This is a genomic window from Variovorax defluvii (genome assembly GCF_039541515.1).
Taxonomy (GTDB): Bacteria; Pseudomonadota; Gammaproteobacteria; order Burkholderiales; family Burkholderiaceae_C; genus Variovorax; species Variovorax defluvii.
Window position 1 is genome coordinate 12,974 of sequence record NZ_BAABGJ010000039.1, and the last position, 23,689, is coordinate 36,662.

23 protein-coding genes are annotated in these 23,689 nt (G+C 68.6%); 9 read left to right on the plus strand and 14 right to left on the minus strand.

The features are described 5' to 3' along the window. Positions 1-29 precede the first annotated feature (29 nt). Together ABEA07_RS15830 and ABEA07_RS15835 are read left to right on the plus strand one after the other, a co-directional pair. Positions 30-776, plus strand: coding sequence for an SDR family oxidoreductase (locus ABEA07_RS15830; protein WP_345539005.1), 747 nt, complete (start codon positions 30-32; stop codon positions 774-776). A gap of 81 nt (positions 777-857) precedes the next feature. Further along, complete coding sequence (locus tag ABEA07_RS15835; RefSeq protein WP_425584141.1) at positions 858-1,514, plus strand: MarC family protein; 657 nt, start codon at positions 858-860, stop codon at positions 1,512-1,514. Positions 1,515-1,540: 26 nt separating this feature from the next. On the opposite strand, the gene ABEA07_RS15840 is transcribed toward ABEA07_RS15835, so the two are convergent. From ABEA07_RS15840 to ABEA07_RS15860, 5 genes are read right to left on the minus strand one after another with little or no spacing between them, the layout of a single operon-like run. Next, on the minus strand, positions 1,541-2,005 hold the full coding sequence (locus ABEA07_RS15840; RefSeq protein WP_345539007.1) for a metallophosphoesterase family protein: 465 nt from the start codon (positions 2,003-2,005) through the stop codon (positions 1,541-1,543). Positions 2,006-2,024: 19 nt separating this feature from the next. Further along, a complete protein-coding gene (locus tag ABEA07_RS15845; RefSeq protein WP_345539008.1) occupies positions 2,025-2,699 on the minus strand; it encodes an ABC-type transport auxiliary lipoprotein family protein in 675 nt (224 codons plus the stop codon). Between the two features lie 11 nt (positions 2,700-2,710). Beyond that, positions 2,711-3,688, minus strand: coding sequence for an MlaD family protein (locus ABEA07_RS15850; protein ID WP_345539009.1), 978 nt, complete (start codon positions 3,686-3,688; stop codon positions 2,711-2,713). Between the two features lie 5 nt (positions 3,689-3,693). Continuing rightward, complete coding sequence (locus ABEA07_RS15855) at positions 3,694-4,557, minus strand: ABC transporter ATP-binding protein (protein ID WP_345539010.1); 864 nt, start codon at positions 4,555-4,557, stop codon at positions 3,694-3,696. Continuing rightward, positions 4,554-5,723 carry an MlaE family ABC transporter permease gene (locus ABEA07_RS15860; RefSeq protein WP_345539012.1) on the minus strand — a complete coding sequence of 390 codons (1,170 nt, stop codon included), beginning with the start codon at positions 5,721-5,723 and terminating at the stop codon, positions 4,554-4,556. The genes ABEA07_RS15855 and ABEA07_RS15860 overlap by 4 nt, the downstream gene beginning before the upstream one ends. A gap of 348 nt (positions 5,724-6,071) precedes the next feature. Between ABEA07_RS15860 and ABEA07_RS15865 the strand changes: the two genes are divergently transcribed. Then, on the plus strand, positions 6,072-7,703 hold the full coding sequence (locus ABEA07_RS15865) for a GMC family oxidoreductase (protein WP_345539013.1): 1,632 nt from the start codon (positions 6,072-6,074) through the stop codon (positions 7,701-7,703). Positions 7,704-7,986: 283 nt separating this feature from the next. Here the strand turns inward: ABEA07_RS15865 and mrdA are convergent, their stop codons facing one another. From mrdA to ABEA07_RS15885, 4 genes are all read right to left on the minus strand, one after another. Beyond that, positions 7,987-9,951, minus strand: coding sequence for a penicillin-binding protein 2 (mrdA, locus tag ABEA07_RS15870; protein ID WP_345539014.1), 1,965 nt, complete (start codon positions 9,949-9,951; stop codon positions 7,987-7,989). Positions 9,952-10,017: 66 nt separating this feature from the next. Next, positions 10,018-10,539, minus strand: a complete 522-nt coding sequence (gene mreD / locus ABEA07_RS15875) for a rod shape-determining protein MreD (protein WP_345539015.1) — start codon at positions 10,537-10,539, stop codon at positions 10,018-10,020. Next, positions 10,536-11,528, minus strand: coding sequence for a rod shape-determining protein MreC (mreC, locus tag ABEA07_RS15880; RefSeq protein WP_345539017.1), 993 nt, complete (start codon positions 11,526-11,528; stop codon positions 10,536-10,538). Before mreC ends, mreD begins: the two co-directional genes overlap by 4 nt. 245 nt (positions 11,529-11,773) lie before the next feature. After that, on the minus strand, positions 11,774-12,817 hold the full coding sequence (locus ABEA07_RS15885) for a rod shape-determining protein (RefSeq protein ID WP_028249609.1): 1,044 nt from the start codon (positions 12,815-12,817) through the stop codon (positions 11,774-11,776). Between the two features lie 234 nt (positions 12,818-13,051). On the opposite strand from ABEA07_RS15885, the gene gatC reads away from it, so the two are divergent. Genes gatC through gatB form a run of 3 tightly spaced genes read left to right on the plus strand, consistent with a single transcriptional unit; the run spans position 13,052 to position 16,318 of the window. After that, positions 13,052-13,351, plus strand: coding sequence for an Asp-tRNA(Asn)/Glu-tRNA(Gln) amidotransferase subunit GatC (gene gatC, locus ABEA07_RS15890; RefSeq protein WP_345539020.1), 300 nt, complete (start codon positions 13,052-13,054; stop codon positions 13,349-13,351). Next, positions 13,348-14,835 carry an Asp-tRNA(Asn)/Glu-tRNA(Gln) amidotransferase subunit GatA gene (gene gatA / locus ABEA07_RS15895; protein ID WP_345539021.1) on the plus strand — a complete coding sequence of 496 codons (1,488 nt, stop codon included), beginning with the start codon at positions 13,348-13,350 and terminating at the stop codon, positions 14,833-14,835. The genes gatC and gatA overlap by 4 nt, the downstream gene beginning before the upstream one ends. A gap of 1 nt (position 14,836) precedes the next feature. Next, the gene (gatB, locus tag ABEA07_RS15900) at positions 14,837-16,318 is read left to right on the plus strand and encodes an Asp-tRNA(Asn)/Glu-tRNA(Gln) amidotransferase subunit GatB (protein ID WP_345539023.1); all 1,482 of its coding nucleotides are present in this window, start codon (positions 14,837-14,839) and stop codon (positions 16,316-16,318) included. A 20-nt stretch (positions 16,319-16,338) separates the two neighbouring features. On the opposite strand, the gene ABEA07_RS15905 is transcribed toward gatB, so the two are convergent. Both ABEA07_RS15905 and pyrE read right to left on the minus strand, forming a co-directional pair. Beyond that, positions 16,339-17,034: a DUF4124 domain-containing protein gene (locus ABEA07_RS15905; RefSeq protein ID WP_345539025.1), complete on the minus strand. Its 696-nt coding sequence runs from the start codon at positions 17,032-17,034 to the stop codon at positions 16,339-16,341. Between the two features lie 22 nt (positions 17,035-17,056). Beyond that, on the minus strand, positions 17,057-17,749 hold the full coding sequence (gene pyrE, locus ABEA07_RS15910; RefSeq protein ID WP_345539026.1) for an orotate phosphoribosyltransferase: 693 nt from the start codon (positions 17,747-17,749) through the stop codon (positions 17,057-17,059). A 13-nt stretch (positions 17,750-17,762) separates the two neighbouring features. On the opposite strand from pyrE, the gene ABEA07_RS15915 reads away from it, so the two are divergent. Beyond that, complete coding sequence (locus ABEA07_RS15915; RefSeq protein ID WP_345539028.1) at positions 17,763-18,566, plus strand: exodeoxyribonuclease III; 804 nt, start codon at positions 17,763-17,765, stop codon at positions 18,564-18,566. A 3-nt stretch (positions 18,567-18,569) separates the two neighbouring features. Here ABEA07_RS15915 and ABEA07_RS15920 read toward each other — a convergent pair whose 3' ends face one another. Further along, positions 18,570-19,469, minus strand: coding sequence for a LysR family transcriptional regulator (locus ABEA07_RS15920; RefSeq protein ID WP_345539029.1), 900 nt, complete (start codon positions 19,467-19,469; stop codon positions 18,570-18,572). A gap of 91 nt (positions 19,470-19,560) precedes the next feature. On the opposite strand from ABEA07_RS15920, the gene ABEA07_RS15925 reads away from it, so the two are divergent. Both ABEA07_RS15925 and ABEA07_RS15930 read left to right on the plus strand, forming a co-directional pair. Beyond that, positions 19,561-20,823: a flavin-dependent oxidoreductase gene (locus tag ABEA07_RS15925; RefSeq protein ID WP_345539030.1), complete on the plus strand. Its 1,263-nt coding sequence runs from the start codon at positions 19,561-19,563 to the stop codon at positions 20,821-20,823. A gap of 52 nt (positions 20,824-20,875) precedes the next feature. Next, positions 20,876-21,838 (plus strand): tripartite tricarboxylate transporter substrate binding protein, encoded by a 963-nt coding sequence (locus ABEA07_RS15930; RefSeq protein WP_345539031.1) that lies wholly within the window; start codon positions 20,876-20,878, stop codon positions 21,836-21,838. Positions 21,839-21,951: 113 nt separating this feature from the next. Here ABEA07_RS15930 and ABEA07_RS15935 read toward each other — a convergent pair whose 3' ends face one another. Together ABEA07_RS15935 and ABEA07_RS15940 are read right to left on the minus strand one after the other, a co-directional pair. Next, on the minus strand, positions 21,952-22,671 hold the full coding sequence (locus ABEA07_RS15935) for a GntR family transcriptional regulator (RefSeq protein WP_345539032.1): 720 nt from the start codon (positions 22,669-22,671) through the stop codon (positions 21,952-21,954). 10 nt (positions 22,672-22,681) lie between these two features. Then, complete coding sequence (locus ABEA07_RS15940) at positions 22,682-23,344, minus strand: cysteine hydrolase family protein (RefSeq protein WP_345539034.1); 663 nt, start codon at positions 23,342-23,344, stop codon at positions 22,682-22,684. Positions 23,345-23,689 lie beyond the last annotated feature (345 nt).

Sequence of the window (23,689 nt, forward strand, 5' to 3'; positions counted from 1 at the left end):
ACGCACGGCTTTCGTGCAGGAGGCGGGATTTGGACCAGGTGCTCTTGATCACGGGCGCGAGCCGCGGCATCGGTGCCGCAGCCGCGCTGCTCGCCGCGCAGCGCGGCTTCGCAGTGGCCGTCAACTATGCCAGCAATTCGCTGGCGGCCGATGAGGTGGTGCGCGCGATCCGCGACGGCGGCGGCCGCGCGATGAGCGTGCAGGCCGATGTCGGCGACGAGGCGCAGGTCAGGGCGATGTTCGAGCGGATCGACGCCAAGTTCGGACGGCTCGGCGCGCTGGTGAACAACGCCGGCGTCGTCGACGTGCAGGCCCGCGTGGACGAGATGAGCGTCGCGCGCCTGGAACGCATGTTCCGCATCAACGTGATCGGCAGTTTTCTCTGCGCGCGCGAGGCGGTGCGGCGCATGAGCAAGCGGCATGGCGGCAAGGGCGGCGCCATCGTCAATCTCTCCAGTGCGGCGGCGCGGCTCGGCTCACCCGGCCAGTACGTGGACTATGCGGCCAGCAAGGGTGCCATCGAAAGCCTGACCGTCGGCCTCGCCAAGGAGGTGGCGGAGGAAGGCGTCCGCGTCAATGCGGTCCGCCCCGGCCTGATCGACACCGAGATCCACGCCTCCGGCGGCATGCCCGACCGTGCCTTCCAGCTCGCCGGGACCGTGCCCATGAAGCGAACCGGCACCGCGCAGGAGGTCGCCAACGGCATCGTGTGGCTGCTGAGCGAAGAAGCCAGCTACGTGACGGGCACCTTTCTGGACATCACCGGTGGACGCTGATGCACGGCCTCCATACTCGCTTCGTTCGCTGCCCCGCAAGGGGGCGCTCATCGTCCTTCGTGCCGCCGGGCGGGCAGTGAGATGGCCTCCCCTGCGATGGACCTGGTGAAGCCGCTGATCACGCTGGTGGCCATCGTGAACCCGTTGGCGATCGTGCCTTTCTTCATCCACTACACGCAGGGCTACACCGAAGCGCAACGCAAGCGCACCGCCTGGGTCTCGGCCTTCAGCGCCTTCATGGTGATCGCCATCAGCGCCCTCCTGGGACTGCAATTGCTGGCCTTCTTCGGAATCTCGATCGCCAGTTTCCAGGTCGGTGGCGGCATGCTGCTGCTGATCAGCTCGCTCAACATGCTCAACGCACAGCCGGCGGAGTCCAAGGGCAATCAGGAAGAGATCCGCGCCGCCGAGGTCAAAGCCTCGCTCGGCGCCTCGATCGCAGTGGTGCCGCTGACCATCCCGTTGCTGACCGGCCCGGCCACGATGTCGACGGTTGTCATCTACGCCGACAAGACGCAGCACATCTGGGAACTCGCGGTGCTGGTCTTCTACGGCGTGGTGGTGGGGCTGGTGACGGGCCTGGTCTTCTCGCTGGCCGATCCGATCGCGCGCGTGCTGGGCAAGACCGGCATCAACGTCATGACGCGGTTGATGGGGCTGATCCTCGCCGCCCTGGCGGTGGAGGTGATGGCCGACGGGCTGTCCACGCTGTTCCCCGCCCTTTCGCGGGCGCGCTGAGCGGCACAAGCGGCCTGAAGGGGCGGCTATCGCTTGACGAGCTCGACGATGCGCGGCGTGATGGTGCCGCCGTCCAGTTGCAGCTCGGCCGCCGAAATCGGCAACCGGAAGCGAGGCGGCCCGGCGCTGCCGGGATTGACGTACCAGACGCCGCCGCGCATCTCGGCCTTGGGGCGGTGGGAATGGCCTGTGACGACCACCTGCACGCCCTCCGCCACCGGATCGATCGCCAGGTCTGCCAGGTCGTGGACCGCGTAGAGCCGCAGGCCCTCGAGCGCCATCAGCGTGTTGGCCGGCACCGCTTCGGCCCAGTCCCCGTGATCGTTGTTGCCCCGCACGGCGCTCACTGGCGCCACGGCATCCAGCCTGGCAAGAATCTGCGGATCGCCGATGTCGCCGGCATGCACGATGCGCTCGCAGCCCTGCAGGAAAGCCAGCGCCTCGGGCCGCAGCAGCCCGTGCGTGTCGGAGATGAGCCCGATGCGGCGCATGGCCAGCCTTCCCTTGGCCTCAGCGCACCTGGTCCACCCAGCTCACGAGCTCGGCCACCACGGCGTCGCTCGCCGCCGCCAGGCCTTTCACGCCGCCGGCGGCCTCGGCGCTGGGCGCTGGACGCTGCACCGCGAAGCTTCGCTGCGCCATCACCCGGTCGCCGCCGGCGCCTCGGCGGATCAGCGTGGCGCGCAGCCGCACCAGGCCCATGCTCTGGGCAGGCGATTGGAAGTAGTGGCTGAACTCGTCCAGCGTCACGCGCAAGGTGTCCGGTACCTGGCCCTCGGTGCGCGCGAGCATGGCCGACTCCTCCGGGCCGAGCACGGTCCGCCGCTGCGCCAGCGCATCGCGCAGCCGCTGGTGCAGCAGTTGCGCCGGCGGCAGGCTCCAGCGGGCCAGGCCGTAGGGCCGCAGCTCATTCGCATCCGCATAGCCCAGGCGATAGAGAAGCTGCGTGCTTTCCAGCCGCGCGTTGGCGTCGATCTCGGCCAGCGCGATCGGCGGCAGGGGGGGCGCCCCTGCCGGCGCCGGTGCGGCGGCCGCGAGGTTGGGGCCGAAGTCGTACAGGGTCGCGCGGCTGGGCTTGTCGGGCAGCGCACCGCAAGCGCCGGCGAGCAGTGCGGCCGCCGGCACGGCCAGGAGAAAGCGGCGCCGGACGGCCGATCGCGCTGGGGCTTCTTGCTTGTTCTTCATGGTGTTGCAGGTCAGGGACGGGCCGGCGGCGGCGAGAAGCCGGGCTCGCCCGGTCCGGCCGCCACGCCGCCGTTGCCGAAGAGCAGGGATTGCGGGTTGTCGTTGATGCTGTCGGCCGCCCGGCCCAGGCGGCGCACCGCGCGCGAGGTGTCTTCGGCCACGCGGTTCACCCGCGGCAGGGTGGCGGCGTTGATGGAATCCACCGCCTGTGCCAGCGACTTGGTGCCATCGCTCAGACGGTCGATGGGGCCGTCCTTGGCATTGAGCCGGCTCACGGTGGTGTTCAGGTTGTTGGACACGCGCGAGACGTCGCCCGCCGCCGTCTTCACCGTGCCCATGGTGTCCTTGGTGCGGTCGATCAGCGGCGGCAGCGCCGCCAGCGCCGGGTTGAGGCCGTTCTTCACCGTGTCGTTCAGCGAGCGGGTGAGCTGGTTGGCGCTGTTCGTGGCCTGCGCGATGCTCTCCAGCGCGTCGGCGATGCGCTTCTGGTTCTGGTCGCCCAGCAGCACGTTCGCGCGCCGCGTGACTTCCTCGACCTGGTTGATGATCGCCTCGCCGCGGTCCTGCAGCTGCGCCAGCGCCGAGGGCCTGAGCGGGATGCGCGGCGGGTCGTCGTTGTTGGGCAGCAGCGGCGTCTGCGATCCGCCCTTGTCGTCCAGGGCGATGAAAGCCAGGCCCGTCACGCCCTGGTAGGCCAGGGAGGCGTAGCTCGAGGTGGTGAGAGGCACGCGCTCGTCGACCGTGATGCGAACCCGCACGTTGCCCTTGACCTTGGGATCGAAGTCGATCGACGCCACCTTGCCCACCGCGATGCCGCGGTAGCGCACCATGGCTTGCGGCTGCAGCCCGCTGACCGCATCGCGGGTAGACAGCTCGTAGACGTTGCGCACCGTGTTGTCGCGGGTGAGCCAGACCACCAGCGCGATCAGCGCGGCCAGCAGGCCGAGCACGAAAGCGCCGGCGGCGATGGCATGGGCCTTGTTTTCCATGGCAGCTACCTTTCAGTGGAAGGGACCGCGCCCGCGCCCGGACGCCCGGCAACGAGCGCCGAGGGCGCGCCTTCGTGCAGGGCCTCCATGGCGCGCTGGCCGCGGCCGCCGAGGAAGTATTCGTGGATGAAGGGATGCGGATAGGCGATCACGTCGCGCGCCGTGCCGGCGACGATCACGCGCTGGTCGGCCAGCACGGCGATGCGCGTGCTCAGGTCGAACAGCGTGTCGAGGTCGTGCGTGACCATCACCACCGTGAGCCCCAGCTCGCGGTGCAGGCTGCGCAGCAGGTCACAGAAGTCGTCGGCGGCCTCCGGGTCCAGGCCGGCGGTGGGCTCGTCGAGCAGCAGCAGCGGCGGGTCCATGATGAGCGCGCGTGCCAGGGCCACCCGCTTGATCATGCCGCCGGAGAGGTCGGCCGGGCTCTTGGTGGCCTGTCGCGGTTCCAGACCGACCATCTGCAGCTTCACCAGGGCAGCGTCGCGGATCAGGTCCTCGGGCAGCAGCTTGAGCTCGCGCAGCGGGAAGGCGATGTTGTCCAGCACGCTGAAGGCGGAGAACAGCGCGCCGTGCTGGAACAGCATGCCGACCTCGGCCGCGCTGGTGGCCGTCATCCGGCCGGGCGGATGGCCCAGCACCTTGACCTGTCCCTTGGCGGGATGCTCCAGGCCGAGAATCTGCCGCAACAGCACCGTCTTGCCGGTGCCCGAGCCGCCCACCAGCGAGAGCACCTCACCCCGGTAGATCGACAGGTCCAGGTCGCGGTGCACCACCTGTTCCCCCTCGGGGGACTTGAACACGGTCCAGAGATTGCGGATCTCGACCACCGTCTCGCCCGTGCCGCTGCCGCAGTTGGAATTGCCGTTCATGCCCTGAACCCCACGCCTTTGAACAGGACCGCGAACAGGGCGTCGACCAGGATCACCATCGTGATCGAGGCAACCACGGACGAGGTGGTACCGCGCCCCAGGCTCTCGGTGTTCGGCTTCACCTTCAGTCCGTAGTAGCAGGCGATCAGCGCGATCAGCACGCCGAAGACGGCCGACTTGCCCATCGCGAGCCAGAGGTTGGTCAGCGGCACCGCGCGTGGCAGCGCGGTCATGAAATAGGCCGGACCGATGTCCAGCGTGAGGTCGGCCGCGATCATGCCGCCCAGCAGGGCCGCCATCGAGGTCCACATGCTGATCAAGGGCATCGCGATGGCCAGCGCCAACACGCGCGGCATGACCAGGCGGAACCCGTGCGGGATGCCCATCACGCGCATGGCGTCGAGCTCCTCGGTCACGCGCATCACGCCGATCTGCGCCGTGATCGCCGAGCCCGAGCGGCCCGCGATCAGCACCGCCGCCAGCACCGGGCCCAGCTCGCGGATCAGCGACAGGCCGAGGATGTTGACGATGAAGGCCTCCCCGCCGTACTGGCGCAACTGCTGCGACGTCAGATAGGCCAGCACCACGCCGATCAGGAGGCCCACCAGCGCCGTGATCGGCAGCGAGGTGGCGCCGAAATGGTAGAGGTGCCCCGAGAAGTCGCGCCAGGGCGCCCGGTGAGGCGCGCGCAGCAGCTTGCCGACATCCAGGGTGAGCTGCCCGATCAGGCGCAGGAAGTCCCTGGCGACGAACATGATGCGCGGGCCGTAGTGGGCGAAGCCACGCAGGTGCTCGGCCAGCGTCTTGCCGGGCTCGGCCGGCGCGCTGCAGGTGTATTGCGCCACCTGGTCCAGCACGGCCTTGTGTCGCGGCTCCATCTCGAGCCGCGCGGGCCAGGCGCGCTGCCAGTGGTTCCACAGCAGTTGGGCGCCGATGTGATCGAGCTGGTCGATGGGACGCAGGTCCCAGGCGCGGTCGTCCCGCGGCGGCACGCCGCGCAGGCTTTCCTCGAGCGCATTCCAGGTCCGGCTGGAGGACATGGCCATTGCAGTCCAGCACCCCTGGGCGACCACCCAGCGGCCGCCCGCCTCGTCGCGCTGCTCGACGCGAGGACGCACGCTGCCGGCGTCTTGCGCGTCAGCGGGCGGCTGGGGGTCGAAGGGCATGGAGGGTGGGTGCGGCTGCAGGGCGGAGATCGCGACATCCTAACCGCGGCGCCCCGCAGTCCAAGACCGGATCGACCCGGGCGCGCGTAGGCGACCGCGCTGCATCACGGAGGGGAAGGGCTCCCATGGCCTTACCATGGTGACAACGGAGCTGATCTTCGATGCCGTCCTCGTCCTGAAGCGCCATCCCGCCATCGGCGGCCGACCGCGTGCGGCCAGGGGGACGGTGATCTCCCGCGGCCGCACCGGCGACGTAGCGCTGTACCGTGAGAGTCCCGCTGAGCAACGCTTCGAGATTCTTGCCCTGTGCCATGAGCCCAAGGCAGGCGTTGGAGGCAGCAAACAACCATGAGCGACACCACCTTCGACTACATCATCGTCGGCGCCGGCACAGCCGGCGCGCTGATGGCCAACCGCCTGAGCGCCGACCGGAATCGCCGCGTGCTGCTGATCGAGGCCGGCCGCAAGGACGACTACCACTGGATCCACATCCCGGTCGGCTACCTCTACTGCATCGGCAACCCGCGCACCGACTGGCTCTACACGACCGAGCCCGATGCCGGCCTCAACGGCCGCACGCTTCGCTACCCGCGCGGCAAGACGCTGGGCGGCTGCTCCTCCATCAACGGCATGATCTACATGCGCGGCCAGTCCCGCGACTACGACCAGTGGGCCGCGTTTACCGGCGACGACACCTGGCGCTGGGAGAACGTGCTGCCCGCCTTCAAGCAGCACGAGGACTACTACCTCGGCGCCGACGAGCTGCACGGCGCCGGCGGCGAATGGCGGGTGGAGAAGCAGCGCTTGCGGTGGGACATCCTCGACGCCTTCGCGCAGGCCGCGCAGCAGGCAGGCGTCCCGCACTCGAGCGACTTCAACCGCGGCAGCAACGAGGGCGTGGGCTATTTCCAGGTCAACCAGAAGAACGGCTGGCGCTGGAACACGGCCAAGGCCTTTCTGCGGCCCACCTGCTACGGCCGGCCCAACTTCGAACTCTGGACCAGCGCGCAGGTCTCCCGCCTGCTGCTCGACACCGCACCGGATGGCCGGCACCGCTGCAACGGCGTGCAGGTGTGGGACGGTCACGAGATGGTGGTCGCGCACGCGACGCGCGAGGTGATCCTGTGCGCGGGCAGCATCGGCTCGCCGCAGATCCTGCAGCTGTCGGGCATCGGCCCCGCCGAGCTGCTGCGTCGCCACAGCATCGACGTGGTGCTGGATGCGCCAGGAGTGGGCGCCAACCTGCAAGACCACCTGCAGATCCGCGCGGTGTTCAAGATCAAGGACGCGCCCACGCTCAACGTGCTGGCCGCCTCTTCTTTCGGCAAGGCGCGGATCGGCCTGGAATACCTGTTCAGGCGCAGCGGACCGATGAGCATGGCGCCCTCGCAACTTGGCGCCTTCACGCGCAGCTCGCCCGAGCATGCCTGGCCCAACCTCGAATACCACGTGCAGCCGCTGTCGCTCGACGCCTTCGGCGAGCCGCTGCACAGCTTTCCGGCCTTCACTGCCAGCGTGTGCAACCTGAACCCGACCAGCCGCGGCACGGTGCACATCAAGAGCCACCGCTTCACGGAAGCGCCGGCGATCGCGCCCTGCTACCTGAGCACCGAGGAAGACCGCAAGGTGGCCGCCGACTCGCTGCGAGTGACGCGCCGCATCGCGGCGCAGCCCGCGCTCGCGAAATACTCGCCCGAGGAATGGAAGCCAGGCTCGCAATACCAGAGCGACGACGAGCTGGCGCGCCTGGCCGGCGACATCGCCACCACCATCTTCCACCCGGTGGGCACCACCCGGATGGGGCCGGAGGGCGACCGGGGGGCGGTGCTCGATTCACGTCTGCGGGTGCGCGGCATCGCCGGCCTGCGCGTGGTGGATGCCGGCGCCATGCCGACCATCACCAGCGGGAATACCAACAGCCCGACCTTGATGATGGCGGAGAAGGCCGCCGGCTGGATTCGCGAGTCCGCGGGGGCGTGAATCGGTCTCGCTTTTCGCCGACTTGTTTCTGTCTGTTGCAGAGTGGCGGGTAATCCCCGATGCACTGGCGCGGTGCGTCCGCCTAAAGTCTCGCCACTCGCAAACGGGCCTGCCCGCTGCGCGGGGGACCGAGGAGACATGTCGAAGAACTAGAACAGAAAAGATTCGAGGCATCCATACGAGATGCCGTTTTCCATGAACAGGCGCCGCTGGTCGGCGCCTTTTTTTTTTGGGCCGCCCCACTTTCAGGCATGCCCCGGCGAGGGCGTGGTGGAATGCGCGCTCAGGGCGCGGTGGCGGCGCTGTTGGCGACAGGCCAGCCCAGTTCGCTGGCCACGCGTGGCTTGCCCACCGGCGCGCCGGCCTTGCCGATCTGGACGGCTGCCAGGTCCTGCTCGTTCGGGTACTGGTTCGCCAGCCAGTAGTCGAATACGCGGCGCACGATCGGCGCCGCGGCCGCTGCGCCGAAGCCCGCGTTCTCGACGATCACGGCCACTGCGATCTTCGGCGCCTCGGCAGGCGCGAAGGCCGCGAACAGCGAATGGTCGCGCTGGTGCTCTTCCAGCGCCTTCGCGTTGTACTTCCCCGCGCCCCAGGCCACGGCCTGGGCGGTGCCGGTCTTGCCGGCCGAGGTGTAGGGGGCCCCGGCGAACACCCGGGTGCCGGTGCCGCCCTTGTTCACCGCCACCAGCGCATTGCGCACCAGGTCCACGTGCTTGGGCTGATAGCCCAGGTTCTCGCCCGGCGGCTGCTCGACCTCGGTCACCTGGCCGGTGACGGTGTCCTTGATCGCCTTGACCAGATGCGGCCGGTACTTGATGCCACCGTTGGCCAGCGTCGCCTCGGCCACCGCCAGCTGGAGCATGGTGAAGTTGTTGTAGCCCTGGCCGATGCCCAGCGACACGGTCTCGCCGGGGTACCACTTCTTCATCTCGGCGCGCTTGTAGGTGTCGCGCTTCCAGGCCATGCTGGGCAGCACGCCGCGCACCTCGCCGTTCAGGTCGATGCCGGTGAGCTGGCCGAAGCTCAGCGGCTTCATGAAATCGTGGATCGCGTCCACCCCCATCTCCACCGCCAGCGAGTAGAAGTAGGTGTTGCTGGACATCTGGATGGCGCGGTGCATGTCAACGCCGCCCAAGCCGCCCTCGTGGCTGCGGAAGGTGTGGCCGCCGAAGGTGTAGTAGCCCGGGTCGCTGACGACCATGCTGGGCGCCCGCTTGCCCAGCTGCAGCGCGGCCAGCGCCATGAAGGGCTTGTAGGTGGAGCCGGGCGGGTAGGTGCCGCGCAGCGCACGGTTCAGCAACGGCTTGTCGATGGATTCGTTGAGCGCCTGCCAGCTCTCGCTGTCGATCCCCTCGACGAACAGGTTCGGGTCGAAGGTGGGCTTGGAGACGAAGGCCAGGATCTCGCCGGACGTGGGATCGATGGCCACCAGCGCGCCGCGGCGCTCGCCGAACATGTCCTCCACCAGCTTCTGCAGCTTGATGTCCAGCGACAGCATGACCGTGTTGCCGGGCGTCGCCGGATGGCTTCCGAGGCGGCGCACGGCGCGGCCGCCGGCGGAGGTTTCCATCTGATCGACGCCGGTCAGCCCGTGCAGCGTTTTCTCGTAGCTTTGCTCGATGCCCAGCTTGCCGATGTAGTCGGTGCCCTTGTAGTTGGCCTGGTCTTCCTCGCTCCAGTCCTCCATCGCGGCCTTCTCGCGCTGGTTGATGCGGCCGATGTAGCCCAGCACGTGCGCGGCAAGTTCGCCGTTGGGATAGTTGCGGAACAGGCGCGCCTTGATCTCCACGCCGGGAAAGCGATAGCGCTGGGCCGCGAAGCGGGCGACCTCCTCGTCGCTCAGGCGGGTACGGATCGGGATGGAGTCGAAGCTGCGCGAGTCCTCGCGCAGCCGCTTGAAGCGGCGGCGGTCCCGCGGCGTGATCTCCACCACCCCGTTCAGACTGTCGATGGTGTCCTCCAGGCTCCCGACCTTGGAGGGAGTGATCTCGAGCGTGTAGGCCGAGTAGTTGGAGGCCAGCACGATGCCGTTGCGGTCGAGGATCAGCCCGCGATTGGGCACCACCGGCACCACCGCCGTGCGATTGCTCTCGGCCTGCTCTGCCAGGTCGTCGTGCCGCACCACCTGAAGAAAGAAGAGCCGCGCGCACAACAGGCCGAACGCCACCAGGACCACCAGGCCGATCACGAACACGCGGCGCCTGAAGCGGGCGAGGTCGGCGGCGATGTTGCGCAGTTCGGTCATGAGGCGCGCGCAAGCCTACGCCGCCCGATACGGCCGGACAAGCCGAAAAAACCACAACAAAGGTTGTTACAGCGGGCGGTTGGCATCGGGTTCGGGTGCGCGCCGTTGCGGCGCCAGCAGGAGCAGGCTGGCCAGCGGCCAGAGCGTGGCCTCGATGACCGGCGCGATGAGGAATTGCCAGCCTGGGAAGATGCCGCCGCCCACGAGCCGGATCGCCACTTCGATCACGTGCGAGATCGCGAACAGCGGCAACACCTGCAAGGCCTGCGAAACGAGCGGATACCACAGCAGACGCCGGTGGACCATGATCGCGAAGAAACCCAGCGTGGTGTAGGACAGCGCATGCTGGCCCAGCAGCGCCGTCTGGTGCACGTCCATCAGCAGGCCGAACACGAAGGCCGCGCCGATGCCGATACGCGCGGGCTGATGCACGCTCCAGAACACGATCGCCAGCGCCAGCAGGTCGGGCAGCCAGGCGGCCCGGCCCAGCGGCACCATGTTCAGCAGCAGCGCGACGATCAGGCTCGCCCACAGGAAAAAGGGGTTGACGGGCAGCAGCAGCTGCTGGTGGCCCGGACGCATGATCATGGGGTGCGCCCTTCCTTCCTGGCTTCGGCCTTGGCCGGCTTCTCTGCCCTGCCCTTGTCGCCCTTGTCGCCCTTGTCCTTCTTCTTCGCCGGCGCAGCGTCGGCGGCCGCACCCGGCGCGGGCTTCGGCGCCTGGACACCGACCGGCGCCAGCACCAGCACGTAGCGCGCGGCCGTCACGTGGGCCATCGGCAGGCAATGGATGCGGGCGAAGGCGGAATCGGCACGCCTTTCGATTCGGTCGATCTTGGCCACCGGAAGTCCGGGCGGATAGACGCCGTCGACGCCGCTGGTGGTGAGCAGGTCGCCCTCTTGCACGTCCGCATTGGCGGCGGTGAAGCGCAGCTCCAGCCCGCCGCCGTGCGCGCTGGCATCGCCGAAGGCCACGCTGCGGGCACCGGTGCGCACGTTCTGCACCGGGATCGAGAGGTCGCGGTCGATCACCAGCGTGATCTCGCTGGTGAAGGGCTGGACCTGCGTCACCTGGCCCACCACACCGCCCTCGTCGATCACCGGCGAGCCGGGCGCGATGCCGTTGGTGAGCCCCTGGTCGATCACCAGCTTGCGGGTGTAGGGGTCGGCCGCGTCATACAGCACCTCTGCCGCGCGGCCGGGCGTCTGGGTGGTCTGGCGCAGCTCCAGGAGCGCGCGCAGGCGCGCGTTGTCCTGCGCCAGCGTGTCGGCCTGGCTGGCACGCTCGGACTGCAGGGCCAGCGCCTTGCGCGCCCGCGCCTCACGGGCCTGCGCGGTCTGCAGGTCTTCCAGGTAGCGCCCGCCGCCCACGGCCAGTTGCACCGGCTTGAGCGCCAGCCACTGGACGGGGTAGAGCACCGCCGCGATGCCGGCGCGCAGCGGCTGCACGATGTTGAAACGGGCGTCCGCCACCATCAGGAACAGCGCCAGCGCGCTGAAGAAGATCAGCTTGCTGAGCGCCGACGGTCCCTGGTTGAACAGGGGCGGCGCGGTACGGTCCAGCGTGCCCAGGGGCATGGTGTGAGCGGCGCGTGTTCGAGCTAGTGTGCTGGCCCGCAAATGGCTGCGCAAAACGAAACCGATGGATTTCGGCCCAGGGCAAGGCGCAGACCGCAGCGATACCCGAAGGTATCGCGAGGATCTGCAACGCCGCCATGGGGCGAAAGACGCGGTTTCATGCGCAGTTGTTTGTGGGACAGCACACTAGATGTGAAAAGGCCGGCCGATGCTGACACGGGCCGGCCGGATATGCAAAGGAGCCCTCACTCGCTGGTGAAGATGCTGCCCAGGCGGTCCATGCGCTCCAGCGCGATGCCGCAGCCACGCACCACGCAGGTCAGCGGGTCTTCCGCTACCAGCACCGGCAGGCCGGTCTCTTCCGCCAGCAGGCGGTCCAGGTCGCGCAGCAGGGCGCCGCCCCCGGTCAGCATCATGCCGCGCTCGGCGATGTCGGCGCCCAGTTCGGGCGGGGTCTGCTCCAGCGCATTCTTGACGGCCGACACGATGTTGTTGAGCGGGTCGGTCAGCGCCTCCAGCACTTCGTTGCTGCTGATGGTGAAGCTGCGCGGCACGCCCTCGCTGAGGTTGCGGCCCTTGACCTCCATCTCCTTGACTTCGGAGCCGGGAAAGGCCGAGCCGATGCTCTTCTTGATGACTTCGGCTGTCGGCTCGCCGATCAGCATGCCGTAGTTGCGGCGGATGTAGTTGATGATCGCCTCGTCGAAGCGATCGCCGCCGACCCGCACGCTGCCCTTGTAGACCATGCCGCCCAGGGAGATGACGCCCACTTCGGTGGTGCCGCCGCCGATGTCCACCACCATCGAGCCGCTGGCTTCCGACACCGGCAGGCCGGCGCCGATGGCGGCCGCCATGGGCTCCTCGATCAGGTAGACGGAGGTCGCGCCGGCCGCCTCGGCCGCGTCCTTGATGGCGCGGCGCTCGACCTGGGTCGAGCCGCAGGGCACGCAGATGATGATGCGCGGGCTGGGCGTGAGCAGCGAGCGCGGGTGCACCATCTTGATGAACTGCTTGATCATCTGCTCGGTGATCACGAAATCGGCGATCACGCCGTCCTTCATGGGGCGGATCGCCTCGATGTTGCCGGGCACCTTGCCGAGCATGGCCTTGGCTTCGCGGCCCACGGCCTGGATGACCTTCTTGCCGTGCGGGCCGCCTTCGTGGCGGATTGCAACGACCGAGGGCTCGTCGAGCACGATGCCCTTGTTGCGAGCAAAGATGAGGGTATTGGCGGTGCCGAGGTCGATCGCGAGGTCGGTCGAAAAATACCGACGGAAAGCTCCGAACATTCTGGAATCCTCTGGAGCACGGCCTGCGCTTCGGCAGGTCGTCGCTCATGGTGGTCGTTTTTAGACGGGATGGATGGGCGTTTTGCGGCAAATGCCGGCGCGTTCGCGGGGGTTGCGGCAAAGGCGGGATAATACCCGAATCCCCTGCGCATCCTGCCTCCCGTGCACCCCCTCGCCGGGGCAAAGTGCGCCTTTTGGCAGGCGCGCGCAACTCAGTTTTTTCCCGCAGTTCCGATGTCCCTCACCTCCACAGATATCGCGCGCATCGCCTCGCTCGCCCGGCTCGAGCTCGCGCCCGACGAGAGCGAGCGCATGCTCGGCCAGATCAACGGCTTCTTCGAGTTGGTCGAGCGCATGCGAGCGGTCGACACCACCGGCGTCGAACCGCTCGCGCATCCGGTCGCCGCCTTCGAGGACGTCACCCTCCGCCTGGCCGAAGACGTGGCCAGCGAGCCGAACCGGCGCGAGCTCAACCAGCGCAGCGCGCCCGCGGTCGAGAACGGCCTGTTCCTGGTGCCGAAGGTGATCGAATGAGCGGCGAACTGCACACCCTTGGCGTGGCCGCACTGGCCCAGGCGCTGCGCGAGCGCAAGGTGTCGGCCGTCGAAGCCGTGCAACACCAGCTGGCCCGCATCGAGAAACATCAGGATCTCGGTGTCTTCCTGGCCGTGGACGAAGACGCCGCCCTGGCCCAGGCCCGCGCTGCCGACGCCCAGCTGGCCACCGGCAACGCGCCCGCCCTGGCCGGCGTACCGATCGCCCACAAGGACATCTTCGTCACTGCCGCCCTGCCCACCACCGCCGGCTCCCGCATCCTGGCCGGCTACCGTTCGCCCTTCGACGCCACCGTCGTCCGCAAGCTGGCCGAGGCCGGCGCCGTGACGCTGGGCAAGCTCAGCTGCGACGAATTCGCGATGGGCTCCTCCAACGAGAACGTGGCCGTGCCCGCGGTCGGCTTCGACCGCGCGGTGCCGGTGCGCAACCCCTGGGACCGCGAACGCGTCCCCGGCGGCTCCTCCGGCGGCAGCGCCGTCGCCGTGGCCGCGCGGCTGGTGCCGGCCGCCACCGGGACCGACACGGGCGGCTCGATCCGCCAGCCCGCCTCCTTCTGCGGCGTGACCGGCATCAAGCCCACCTACGGCCGCGCCTCGCGCTACGGCATGGTGGCCTTCGCCTCCAGCCTGGACCAGGCCGGCCCCTTCGCCCGCTCCGCCGAGGACTGCGCGCTGATGCTGTCGGCGCTGTGCGGCCCCGACCCCGAGCGCGATTCGACCTCGTTGGACCGCCCGGCCGAGGACTTCTCGCGCACGCTGGGCGCTTCGCTCGAAGGCCTGTGCATCGGCGTGCCGCGCGAGTTCGTCGGCGAGGGGGTCGCCCCCGGAGTGCGTACGGCCATCGAGGCCGCCCTGGCCGAGTACGAGAAGCTGGGCGCGAAGCGCGTGGAGATCACGCTGCCGCGCACCGAACTCTCGATCCCGGTCTACTACATCATCGCCGCGGCCGAGGCCAGCTCCAACCTGAGCCGCTTCGATGGCGTCAAGTTCGGCCATCGCGCGAAAAACTACCGCGATCTCGCCGACATGTACGCCAAGACCCGCGAAGAAGGCTTCGGCGACGAAGTTAAGCGCCGCATCATGATCGGCACCTACGTGCTCTCGCACGGCTACTACGACGCCTACTACCTGCAGGCGCAGAAGGTGCGGCGCATGATCGCCGCCGACTTCCAGCAGGCCTTCGCGCAGTGCGACCTGATCGCCGGGCCCGCCGTCCCCACCGTCGCCTGGAAGCTTGGCGAACACGGCGACGACCCGGTGGCCGACTACCTGGCCGACATCTTCACCCTGCCGGGCTCCCTGGCCGGCCTGCCCGGCATGAGCCTGCCCGCTGGCTTCGACGGCGGCATGCCCGTCGGCCTGCAGCTGATCGGCAACTATTTCAGCGAGGCGAAGCTGCTGAACGCGGCCCACCGCTTCCAGCAAGCCACCCACTGGCACCTGCGCACGCCCAACGGATATTGAGATGAGCAGCAGCTTCGAACAAATGCAGGAAGGCCGCCCCACCGGCCCGCTGGTCCAGGGCTACGAAGTCATCATCGGCTTCGAGACCCATGCCCAGCTCTCCACCGCGAGCAAGATCTTCAGCCGCGCCTCCACCGCCTTCGGCGCCGAGCCCAACACCCAGGCGTGCGCCGTGGACCTGGCGCTGCCCGGCACCCTGCCGGTGATGAACAAGGGCGCGGTCGAGCGCGCCATCAAGCTGGGCCTGGCGCTGGGCTCGCACATCGCCCCGCGCAGCGTGTTCGCACGCAAGAACTACTTCTACCCCGACCTGCCCAAGGGCTACCAGATCAGCCAGTACGAGATCCCGGTGGTGCAAGGCGGCTCGGTCAGCTTCTTCCTCGGCGACGAACAGAAGACCGTGCGCCTGGTGCGCGCCCACCTCGAGGAAGACGCCGGCAAGTCGCTGCACGAGGACTTCGTCGGCCAGTCGGGCATCGACCTGAACCGCGCCGGCACGCCCCTCTTGGAGATCGTGACCGAGCCGGACATGCGCTCCACCGCCGAGGCTGTGGCTTACGCGCGCGAGCTGCACAAGATCGTCACCTGGATCGGCATCTGCGACGGCAACATGCAGGAAGGCAGCTTCCGCTGCGACGCCAACGTTTCGGTGCGACGGCCCGGCCAGCCGCTGGGCACGCGGCGCGAGATCAAGAACCTCAACAGCTTCAAGTTCATGCAGCAGGCGATCGACTACGAGATCCGCTGGCAGATCGGCGAGCTGGAGGACGGCCGCGCGATCCAGCAGGCCACGGTGCTGTTCGACCCTGAAACCGGCGAGACCCGCGCCATGCGCACCAAGGAGGATGCGGCCGACTACCGCTACTTCCCCGATCCCGACCTGCCGCCCCTGGCGATCGCGCCCGAATGGATCGAGCGGGTGCGCGCCGCCATGCCCGAGCTGCCGCGCGCCATGGCCGAACGCTATGGCCGCGAGCACGGGCTCTCGGCCTACGACGCCGCCCAACTCACCCAGAGCCCGGCGCTGGCGCGCTACTTCGACGAGGCGGTGAGCGCCGGCGCCGCGCCGAAGTTGGCCAGCAACTGGATCACCGGCGAGATCGCGCGCCGCCTGAACCAGCAGGACATCGACATCGACCAGGCGCCGGTCTCGGCCCCCCAACTCGCGGCGCTGATCCGTCGGATCGGCGACGGCACCATCTCCAACAACGCCGCGCGGCAAGTCTTCGAGGCGCTCTGGACCGGCGAAGGCCAGGACGCCGATCAGCTCATCGAAGCCAAGGGATTGAAGCAGATGAGCGACACCGGCGCGCTGGAGAAGATCGTCGACACAGTCCTGGCGGCCAACCAGAAGAACATCGACGAATACCGCGCCGGCAAGGACAAGGCCTTCAACGCACTGGTCGGCCAGGTCATGAAGGCCAGCCAGGGCAAGGCCAACCCGGCGCAGGTGAACGCGTTGCTGAAAGCGAAGCTGGGCTAGCCCCAACCCGCCGCGCCCACTCAGCGCGACGTGGTGGCCGGCGCGTTGCCGGCCCACAGCGGCCCCAGGCGGGCCCGCTCCTCGTCGAAGCGCGCATTCACGCGCTTCTTCTCGTCTTCCTGGTCGGCGATGAATCGGTTCTGCACCGCCGCACTCTTGGTGTTGTCGTCCACCCTGCGGCGCAGGGAAGCGGGCGCCTTGCTGACGTCCTTGGCGTAGAACTCCAGCTCGTCGTCGATCTTGCGGCGCTCCTCGGCCAGTTCGCCGAGGCGCTTGCGGGCGGCCTGGATCACGGCATCGATCTGGACCAGCGCGTCGGCGCGCTCGCGATCGTGCGCGGTGGCGTTGGGGTAGCGGATCAGCAGCGCCCGCTCCCGACGGCGCTCCTCCAGCACGCGCTGCGCCTGCAGCTGGGCCTGGCGCTCGCGGTCCTCGCGCTCGGCCTGCTCACGCGCGGTGTACGTCGGTTCGAGCTTGCGCCGCGTGGAGCCGCTGGGGCTGAGTTCGCGCTGTTCGCGGTCGGCGCAGTCGGCGATCGGCCGATCGGCCGTGAGGGTGCGTCCGCGGGCATCGACACAGGTATAGATGCCTGGGCGAACGCCCGGCTGGGCGGCCTGCGCTTGTGCCTGCGTCTGGGCTTGCGTCGCGCCCGCTGCGGCCAGCAGCAGGACAGCCAGGCTTCCGATGCGTTGGTGCTGCAGCTGCGTATGGGCCAATGCCGATCCCTTCGGATGAAGTTCAGCCGGCGCCGTAGCGTGCCCGGTAATCCAGCACGCCCTGCCGGTGGGCGCTCAACGCGTCGTCCGCGCGGCCCGAGAGGTACTGTAACAAGTCGTCAAGGGTTGCGATCGCCACCACCTTCATACCGAGCTGTTGTCTGACATATTGCACAGCACTGTGGTCCACGTCGACGCCGTTCTCGGTCGCCTTCTCCTGCCGGTCCAGCGCGATCGCCACCGCATAAGGCGTGGCGCCTGCGTTGCGGATGGCGGCGATGGACTCGCGCACCGCGGTGCCGGCCGACATCACGTCGTCGACGATCAGCACCCGGCCCTTCAGCGGCGCGCCGACGAGGGTGCCGCCCTCGCCGTGGTCCTTGGCTTCCTTGCGGTTGTAGGCGAAGGGCACGTTGCGACCGCGCCGCGCCAGCTCGGCGGCCACCGTGGCGCCCAGAGGAATTCCCTTGTAGGCGGGCCCGAAGATCATGTCGAATTCCAGGCCGCTGGCGATGAGGCGGTCTGCATAGAATGCCGCCAGCCGCGCGAGCTTGGCGCCGTCGTCGAACAGGCCCGCGTTGAAGAAATAGGGGCTCATGCGCCCGGCCTTGGTCTTGAACTGGCCGAAGCGCAGCACGCCGGACTCGATCGCGAATTGCACGAAGGCCTGCGCCAGCGCGCCCTCTTCTGCTGTCTTTGCCACCACTTCTGCCATCGGGAACGTCCTCGTGTTCAAACTCACCAGCCTCAACCTCAACGGCCTGCGCTCGGCGGCGACCAAGGGTGTCGCCGACTGGGTGGCGGAGCTGGCGCCGGATTGTATTTGCATGCAGGAAATCCGCGTCCAGGCCAGCGACATCGAGGGGCGCTTCGAGGCCATGGCCGGCCTGAAGGGCCACTTCCACTTCGCCGAGAAGAAGGGCTACGCCGGCACCGCCATCTATACCAGGCACGCGCCGACCGACGTGGTGATCGGCTGGGGCGACAAGGAGTTCGATGCCGAAGGCCGCTACCTGGAACTGCGCTTCGACACGAACAAGCGCAAGTTCTCCGTCATCAGCTGCTACTTTCCCAGCGGCTCCTCGGGCGAGGAGCGGCAGGCGGCGAAGTTCCGTTTTCTCAAGGGCTTCTTTCCGCACCTGGTGGCGCTCAAGCGGGAGCGCGAATTCGTGCTGTGCGGCGACATCAACATCGCCCACAAGGAGATCGACCTCAAGAACTGGCGCGGCAACCAGAAGAACAGCGGCTTCCTGCCCGAGGAGCGCGCCTGGATGACCCGGCTGCTGGACGAAGGCGCCGAGGGCGCCGGCCTGATCGACGTCTACCGCCTGCTCAAGCCCGACACCACCGACGAGGCCTATACCTGGTGGAGCAATCGCGGGCAGGCCTATGCGAAGAACGTGGGCTGGCGGCTGGACTACCACCTCGCCACGCCGGCCATCGCCCGGCTGGCACGCAACGAGCAGATCTTCAAGACCATCAAGTTCAGCGACCACGCGCCGATCACCGTGGACTACGAGCTCATCCTCTGAAGCTCAGCGCGACAACGCCGGCAGCGCCTTGGCCAATGTCGCGCAGAACGCCTGCATCGCCTCGGTCTCGTGCACTCCGCGCCGGGTGATGCGATAGAAGTCCACGCCCACCTTCGGCTTCACCAGCAGATCCGCGCGCACCGCGTGCCGCCGGCAGGCGGCCAGCGCGAAGGTCGGCATCACCGCGCTGCCGAAGCCGGCCTCGACCATCGCGATCAGGGTGTTGAAGAGGTTGAAGGCCGGGCGGGCCGGATCGGCCTGGCCGATGGCCGCGAGGTGCCGGTCGATCAACTTCTGGATCGGGTTGCCGGGCGGCAAGCCCAGCAAAGAAGTCCCACGCAACGCAGCCCACGGCGCGCTGCCGACGCCCGGCGCGCCCGTGGCGGCTGGCATCACGCGCATCAACTGGAAGTGACCGACCGCCACGCGCTCCAGCCCGGGCGCGGCCTTGAAGAAGAAGCCCAGGCCCATGTCGGCCTCGCCTGCCGCCACCAGCGTCTCCACCTCGCGCAGATCCGCATCGAACAGCCGCAGCTGGATGCGCGGATGGCTCTGCCGGAAGCCGGCGAAGACCTGCGGCAACAGATGGGAAGAGACCAGCGGCGTGGCCGCGATGCGCAATGTCTGGCGGGCCTCTTCGCCCTCGGCGCTGAGACGGCCGGTCACATCGTCCAGCTCGCCCAGCACCCGCTCGACCACCGGCAGCAGGCGCCGGCCGGCGGCCGTCAGCACCACCATGCGCGTGGTGCGGTCGAACAGGCGCGTGCCCAGCTGGCGCTCCATCTCGCGCACCAGGGTGCTGAGGCCGGCCTGCGTCATGTGGGCCTGTTCGGCGGCGCGGGTGAAGTTGCCGATGCGCGCCACATGGAGAAAGGCGCGCATCTGGCGCATGGACAGATTCATGTGCATTCATGATAAATCCATACGACATCTAAATTTCCAATATGACTGCATCGCCGCTGTAATCGAGGCCCCCATCGAGAGACGACGAGACATGAGCGAGCCTTCCGCCGAAGTGATCATCCTGGGCGCCGGCATCGGCGGCCTGACCCTGGCCCTCAGCCTGCACCAGGCAGGCATTTCCTGCCGCGTGTACGAAGCCGTGACCGAGCTCAAGCCGCTGGGCGTCGGCATCAACTTGCTGCCGCATGCGGTACGCGAGCTGGCCGAACTGGGTTTGCTGCCGGCCCTCGATGCCGTCGGTGTGCGCACCCGGGAGGCGGTGTTCTTCAATGCCCACGGCCAACTGGTGTTCCGCGAGGCTGCGGGTACCGCGGCGGGCTACGACTGGCCCCAGTATTCGATTCACCGCGGCGACCTGCACACGGTCCTGCTGAGGGCGGTGCGCGATCGGCTCGGCGCGGATGCCGTGGTCTGCGGCCACCGCTGCGCGGGCGTGCAGCAGGACGCGCACGGCGTCAGCGCCCGCTTCAACGCGCCCGACGGCGCCGCCCTGCCGCCGGTGCGCGCCGCGCTCGCGGTGGGCTGCGATGGCATCCATTCCGTGCTGCGCCGGCAGCTCTACCCGAACGAGGGCGCGCCTCGCTACTCCGGCGTCAACATGTGGCGCGGCACGGCGAAGCACAAGCCCTTTCTCTCCGGCGCGAGCATGGTGCGCGCGGGCTGGCTGGACCAGGGCAAGATGGTGATCTACCCCATCCGCGACAACATCGACGCCCAAGGAAACCAGTTGATCAACTGGGTGGCCGAGATCCACGCACCTCAGCCCGCGATGCAGGACTGGAGCCGCCCAGGCCGCCTGGAAGACTTCCTGCCCGCCTTCGAGGACTGGCATTTCGACTGGCTCGACGTGCCGGCGCTGATCCGCGCTTCCGATGCCATCCTGGAGTACCCGATGGTGGACCAGGACCCGCTGCCCAAGTGGACGCACGGCCGCCTCACGCTGCTGGGCGATGCCGCGCATCCGATGGTGCCGCGCGGCTCCAACGGGGCGGGCCAGGCCATCATCGACGCCCGCCATCTCGCGGGCGCGCTGCGCCGGCTCGGCGTGGGCACCGCCGCGCTGGAGGACTACGACGGCGTGCGCGTGAAGGCCACCACCGACGTGGTGCTCACCAACCGCAGCAATCCACCCGACACCATCCTGCGCGAGGTGTTCGAGCGCTCCGGCGGCCGGCGCTTCGACCGGCTGGAAGACATCGTCAGCACCGCGGAGCTGCAGGCCATCTCCGACCACTACAAGCGCGTGGCCGGCTACGACCCGGCCGGCCTGAAGGCCCGGCCTTCCTACCTCTGAAGCCGCACGAGACCCACGAGACCCACGAGACCCACAAGAAGGAGACCACGACATGCGTTCCCTGAAGAAGATCCTCGCCACCCTGCTGCTGGCCGCCGGCGCCGCGGCTGCCCAGGCCTGGCCCGAGCAGCCCATCACCCTGGTCGTGCCCTACACGCCCGGCACCGGCATCGACCTGATCGCGCGCCAGCTTTCTGCGCGCCTTCCGGCCGTGCTGGGGCAACCCGTGGTGGTGGACAACGTGGCCGGCGCCAGCGGCAACATCGGCAGCGAGAAGGTGGCGCGCGCCAAGCCCGACGGCTACACGCTGCTGGTGCAGGTGAACACGCTGGTGATGAACAAGAGCCTCTACAAGTCGCTGGCCTACGACCCGGTCAACGACTTCACGCCCGTATCGCTCACCTCGTGGGGCACTTTGCTGCTGGTGACCAATCCGAACGTGCAGAAGGCCACGACCGTCGCGCAGGTCGTCGCGGCGGCCAAGTCCAGCCCGGGCAAACTCACCTACGCCACGCCGGGCGTGGGCACGCCGCACCACCTGTCGATGGCACTCTTGATGCAGAGCACCGGCACCGAGCTGCTGCACGTGCCCTACAAGGGCACCGCCGGTGCCGTGACCGACCTGCTGGGCGGACGCATCGACTACATGTTCCTGCCCGTGCACGTGGCGCTTCAGCACATCCAGGCAGGCAAGCTGCGCGCCATCGCCACCGGGAGCGACAAGCGCCTGCCCCAGTTGCCGGACGTGCCCACGCTGGCCGAGGCCGGCATCCAGGCCGGCAATGTCGATATGTGGTACGGGGTGCTGGCGCCCAAGGGAACGCCGGCGCCGGTAGTGGCACGGCTCAACAAGGAGATCGGCGCCATCCTGCGGCAGCCCGAGGTGGCGACGGCCTTCGAGGCGCAAGGCATGGTGCCGGCGAGCTCGGCGCCGGGCGAGTTCAAGGACCTGATCGCCAAGGATGCGCAGCGCTGGGCCGGCGTCGTGCAACGCGGCAGGATCACGGCGGAATAAGGCTCTCGCCCCAGGCTCCGCGCGCTTCGCGTCCGCTCCTCCAAGCCCCTCACCGGCAGCGATACCAACGACCCGGCCAGGCCGGTTTCCGCGGTATCCCTGGAATCAAGTCTCTACCGCCGGCTGGCGGTTCTGGCCATGTGCACCTGGTGCAGCGTGATCTTGCGCACCTCCGACTGGCTGGTCTCGATGTGCGCGCGCAGCAGCATCGCGGCCTGCTCGCCGCGGTTGGCGCGCACGGCCTTCAGGATCTTGGCGTGCTCGTCGTAAGTGGCGTCGATGCGCGGCTGCTGCGTGAAGTCGAGCCGGCGGATGATGCGGATGCGGTCGGTCACGTCGCGGTGCACGCGCGCCATCTCGGCATTGCCGGCCGCGGCGACCAGCGCGCAGTGGAAGGCCTCGTCCCACTGCGCGACCTGCACGCCGTCGGCGCTGCGCTGCGCCACGGGCACCAGCCACGTGTCGGCCAGGCTGTCGAGCAGGTGGCGGTCGATGCGGCGATCGTTCTCGCAGAGGCGGTGTACCGCGGTGGTCTCCAGCACCATGCGCAGGTCGTAGAGCTGCTCGAACTGGTCGAAGTCGAAAGGCAGCACGCGCCAGCCGCTTCGGAACAGCACCTCGACATAGCCCTCCTGCTGCAGCCTGAACAAGGCCTGGCGCACCGGCGTGCGCGAGACGCCCAGGCGCTCGCTGATCTCGCCTTCGGTGAAACGGTCGCCCGGCACCAGGCTGAACTCGGCCACGTCGCGCTTGAGCTGGGCATAGACCTCGTCCGCGCGGGTGCGGAAGGCGGCGTCCTCGGCGGCAGGGCGGGTCTTGACGGTGTGGGGCACGGGGAAGATGTTAGCCCTCCATCGCGGCGAGCAGGATCGCGCTCGGTGCGGTCCAGCCAACGATCGCGCCCTGGGCGCGGATCATCTCCAGGGCGGCGGACTTGAAGCCGGGGAAGTAGCTTTCGGTGCAGTCCTCCAGCAGCAGGCAGTCGTAGCCGCGGTCGTTCGCCTCGCGCATGCTGGTCTGGACACAGACCTCGGTGGTGACACCCATGAAAACCAGGCTGCGGATGGCTCGACGCTGCAGCTCGCCGTGCAGGGCGGTGGCGTAGAAGGCGCCCTTGCCGGGCTTGTCGATCACGACCTCGCCTTCGATGGGCGCGAGGGCTTCGATGATCTGGTTGCCCGGTTCGCCGGCGATGAGGATGCGGCCCATGGGGCCCTGGTCGCCGATGCGCAAGGCGGGGGTGCCTCGGTTGCGCTTGGCGGGGGGGCAGTCGGCCAGGTCGGGGCGATGGGATTCACGGGTGTGGATCACCAGGCCGCCTTGTCGTCGCCAGGCGTGGAGGACTTTTTGGGTCGCGGGAATGATGGCCTGCAACAGGGAGACATCGTTGCCCAGGGTTTCACCGAAGCCGCCGGGTTCGATGAAGTCACGCTGCATGTCGATGATGACGAGTGCTGTGCGGGCTGGCTCCAGGTTGAAGGGGAAAGGGGTGGCTTTTATTTGCATGGTCTTTGGGGGGCGCTCTTGTTTTGGCCTTGCTGGTTGGGTGGCGCAGGAGCCGGGAATTCGCCCCGGCGGGCGAGTTACTTTCTTTGTCTCGCCAAAGAAAGTAACCAAAGAAAGGCGACCCCACTGCGCGTGTCCCTCCGCTTCGCTCCGGGCAACCTGCGGTGCTCGCGCAACCGGCCCCGCCGCAGAACTCGCTACGCGCCCTTCGGGCGCTGCGCTCAAACAGCTGCGGCGAGCTAGACCACGAAGCACGCCTGTCCTTCGGCAGGCGTGCGGGCCGGATGCACTGCGCTCCTCGGCACGCGCAGAGGGGATGGAACTCCAACGCGCCATGGCGCGTAC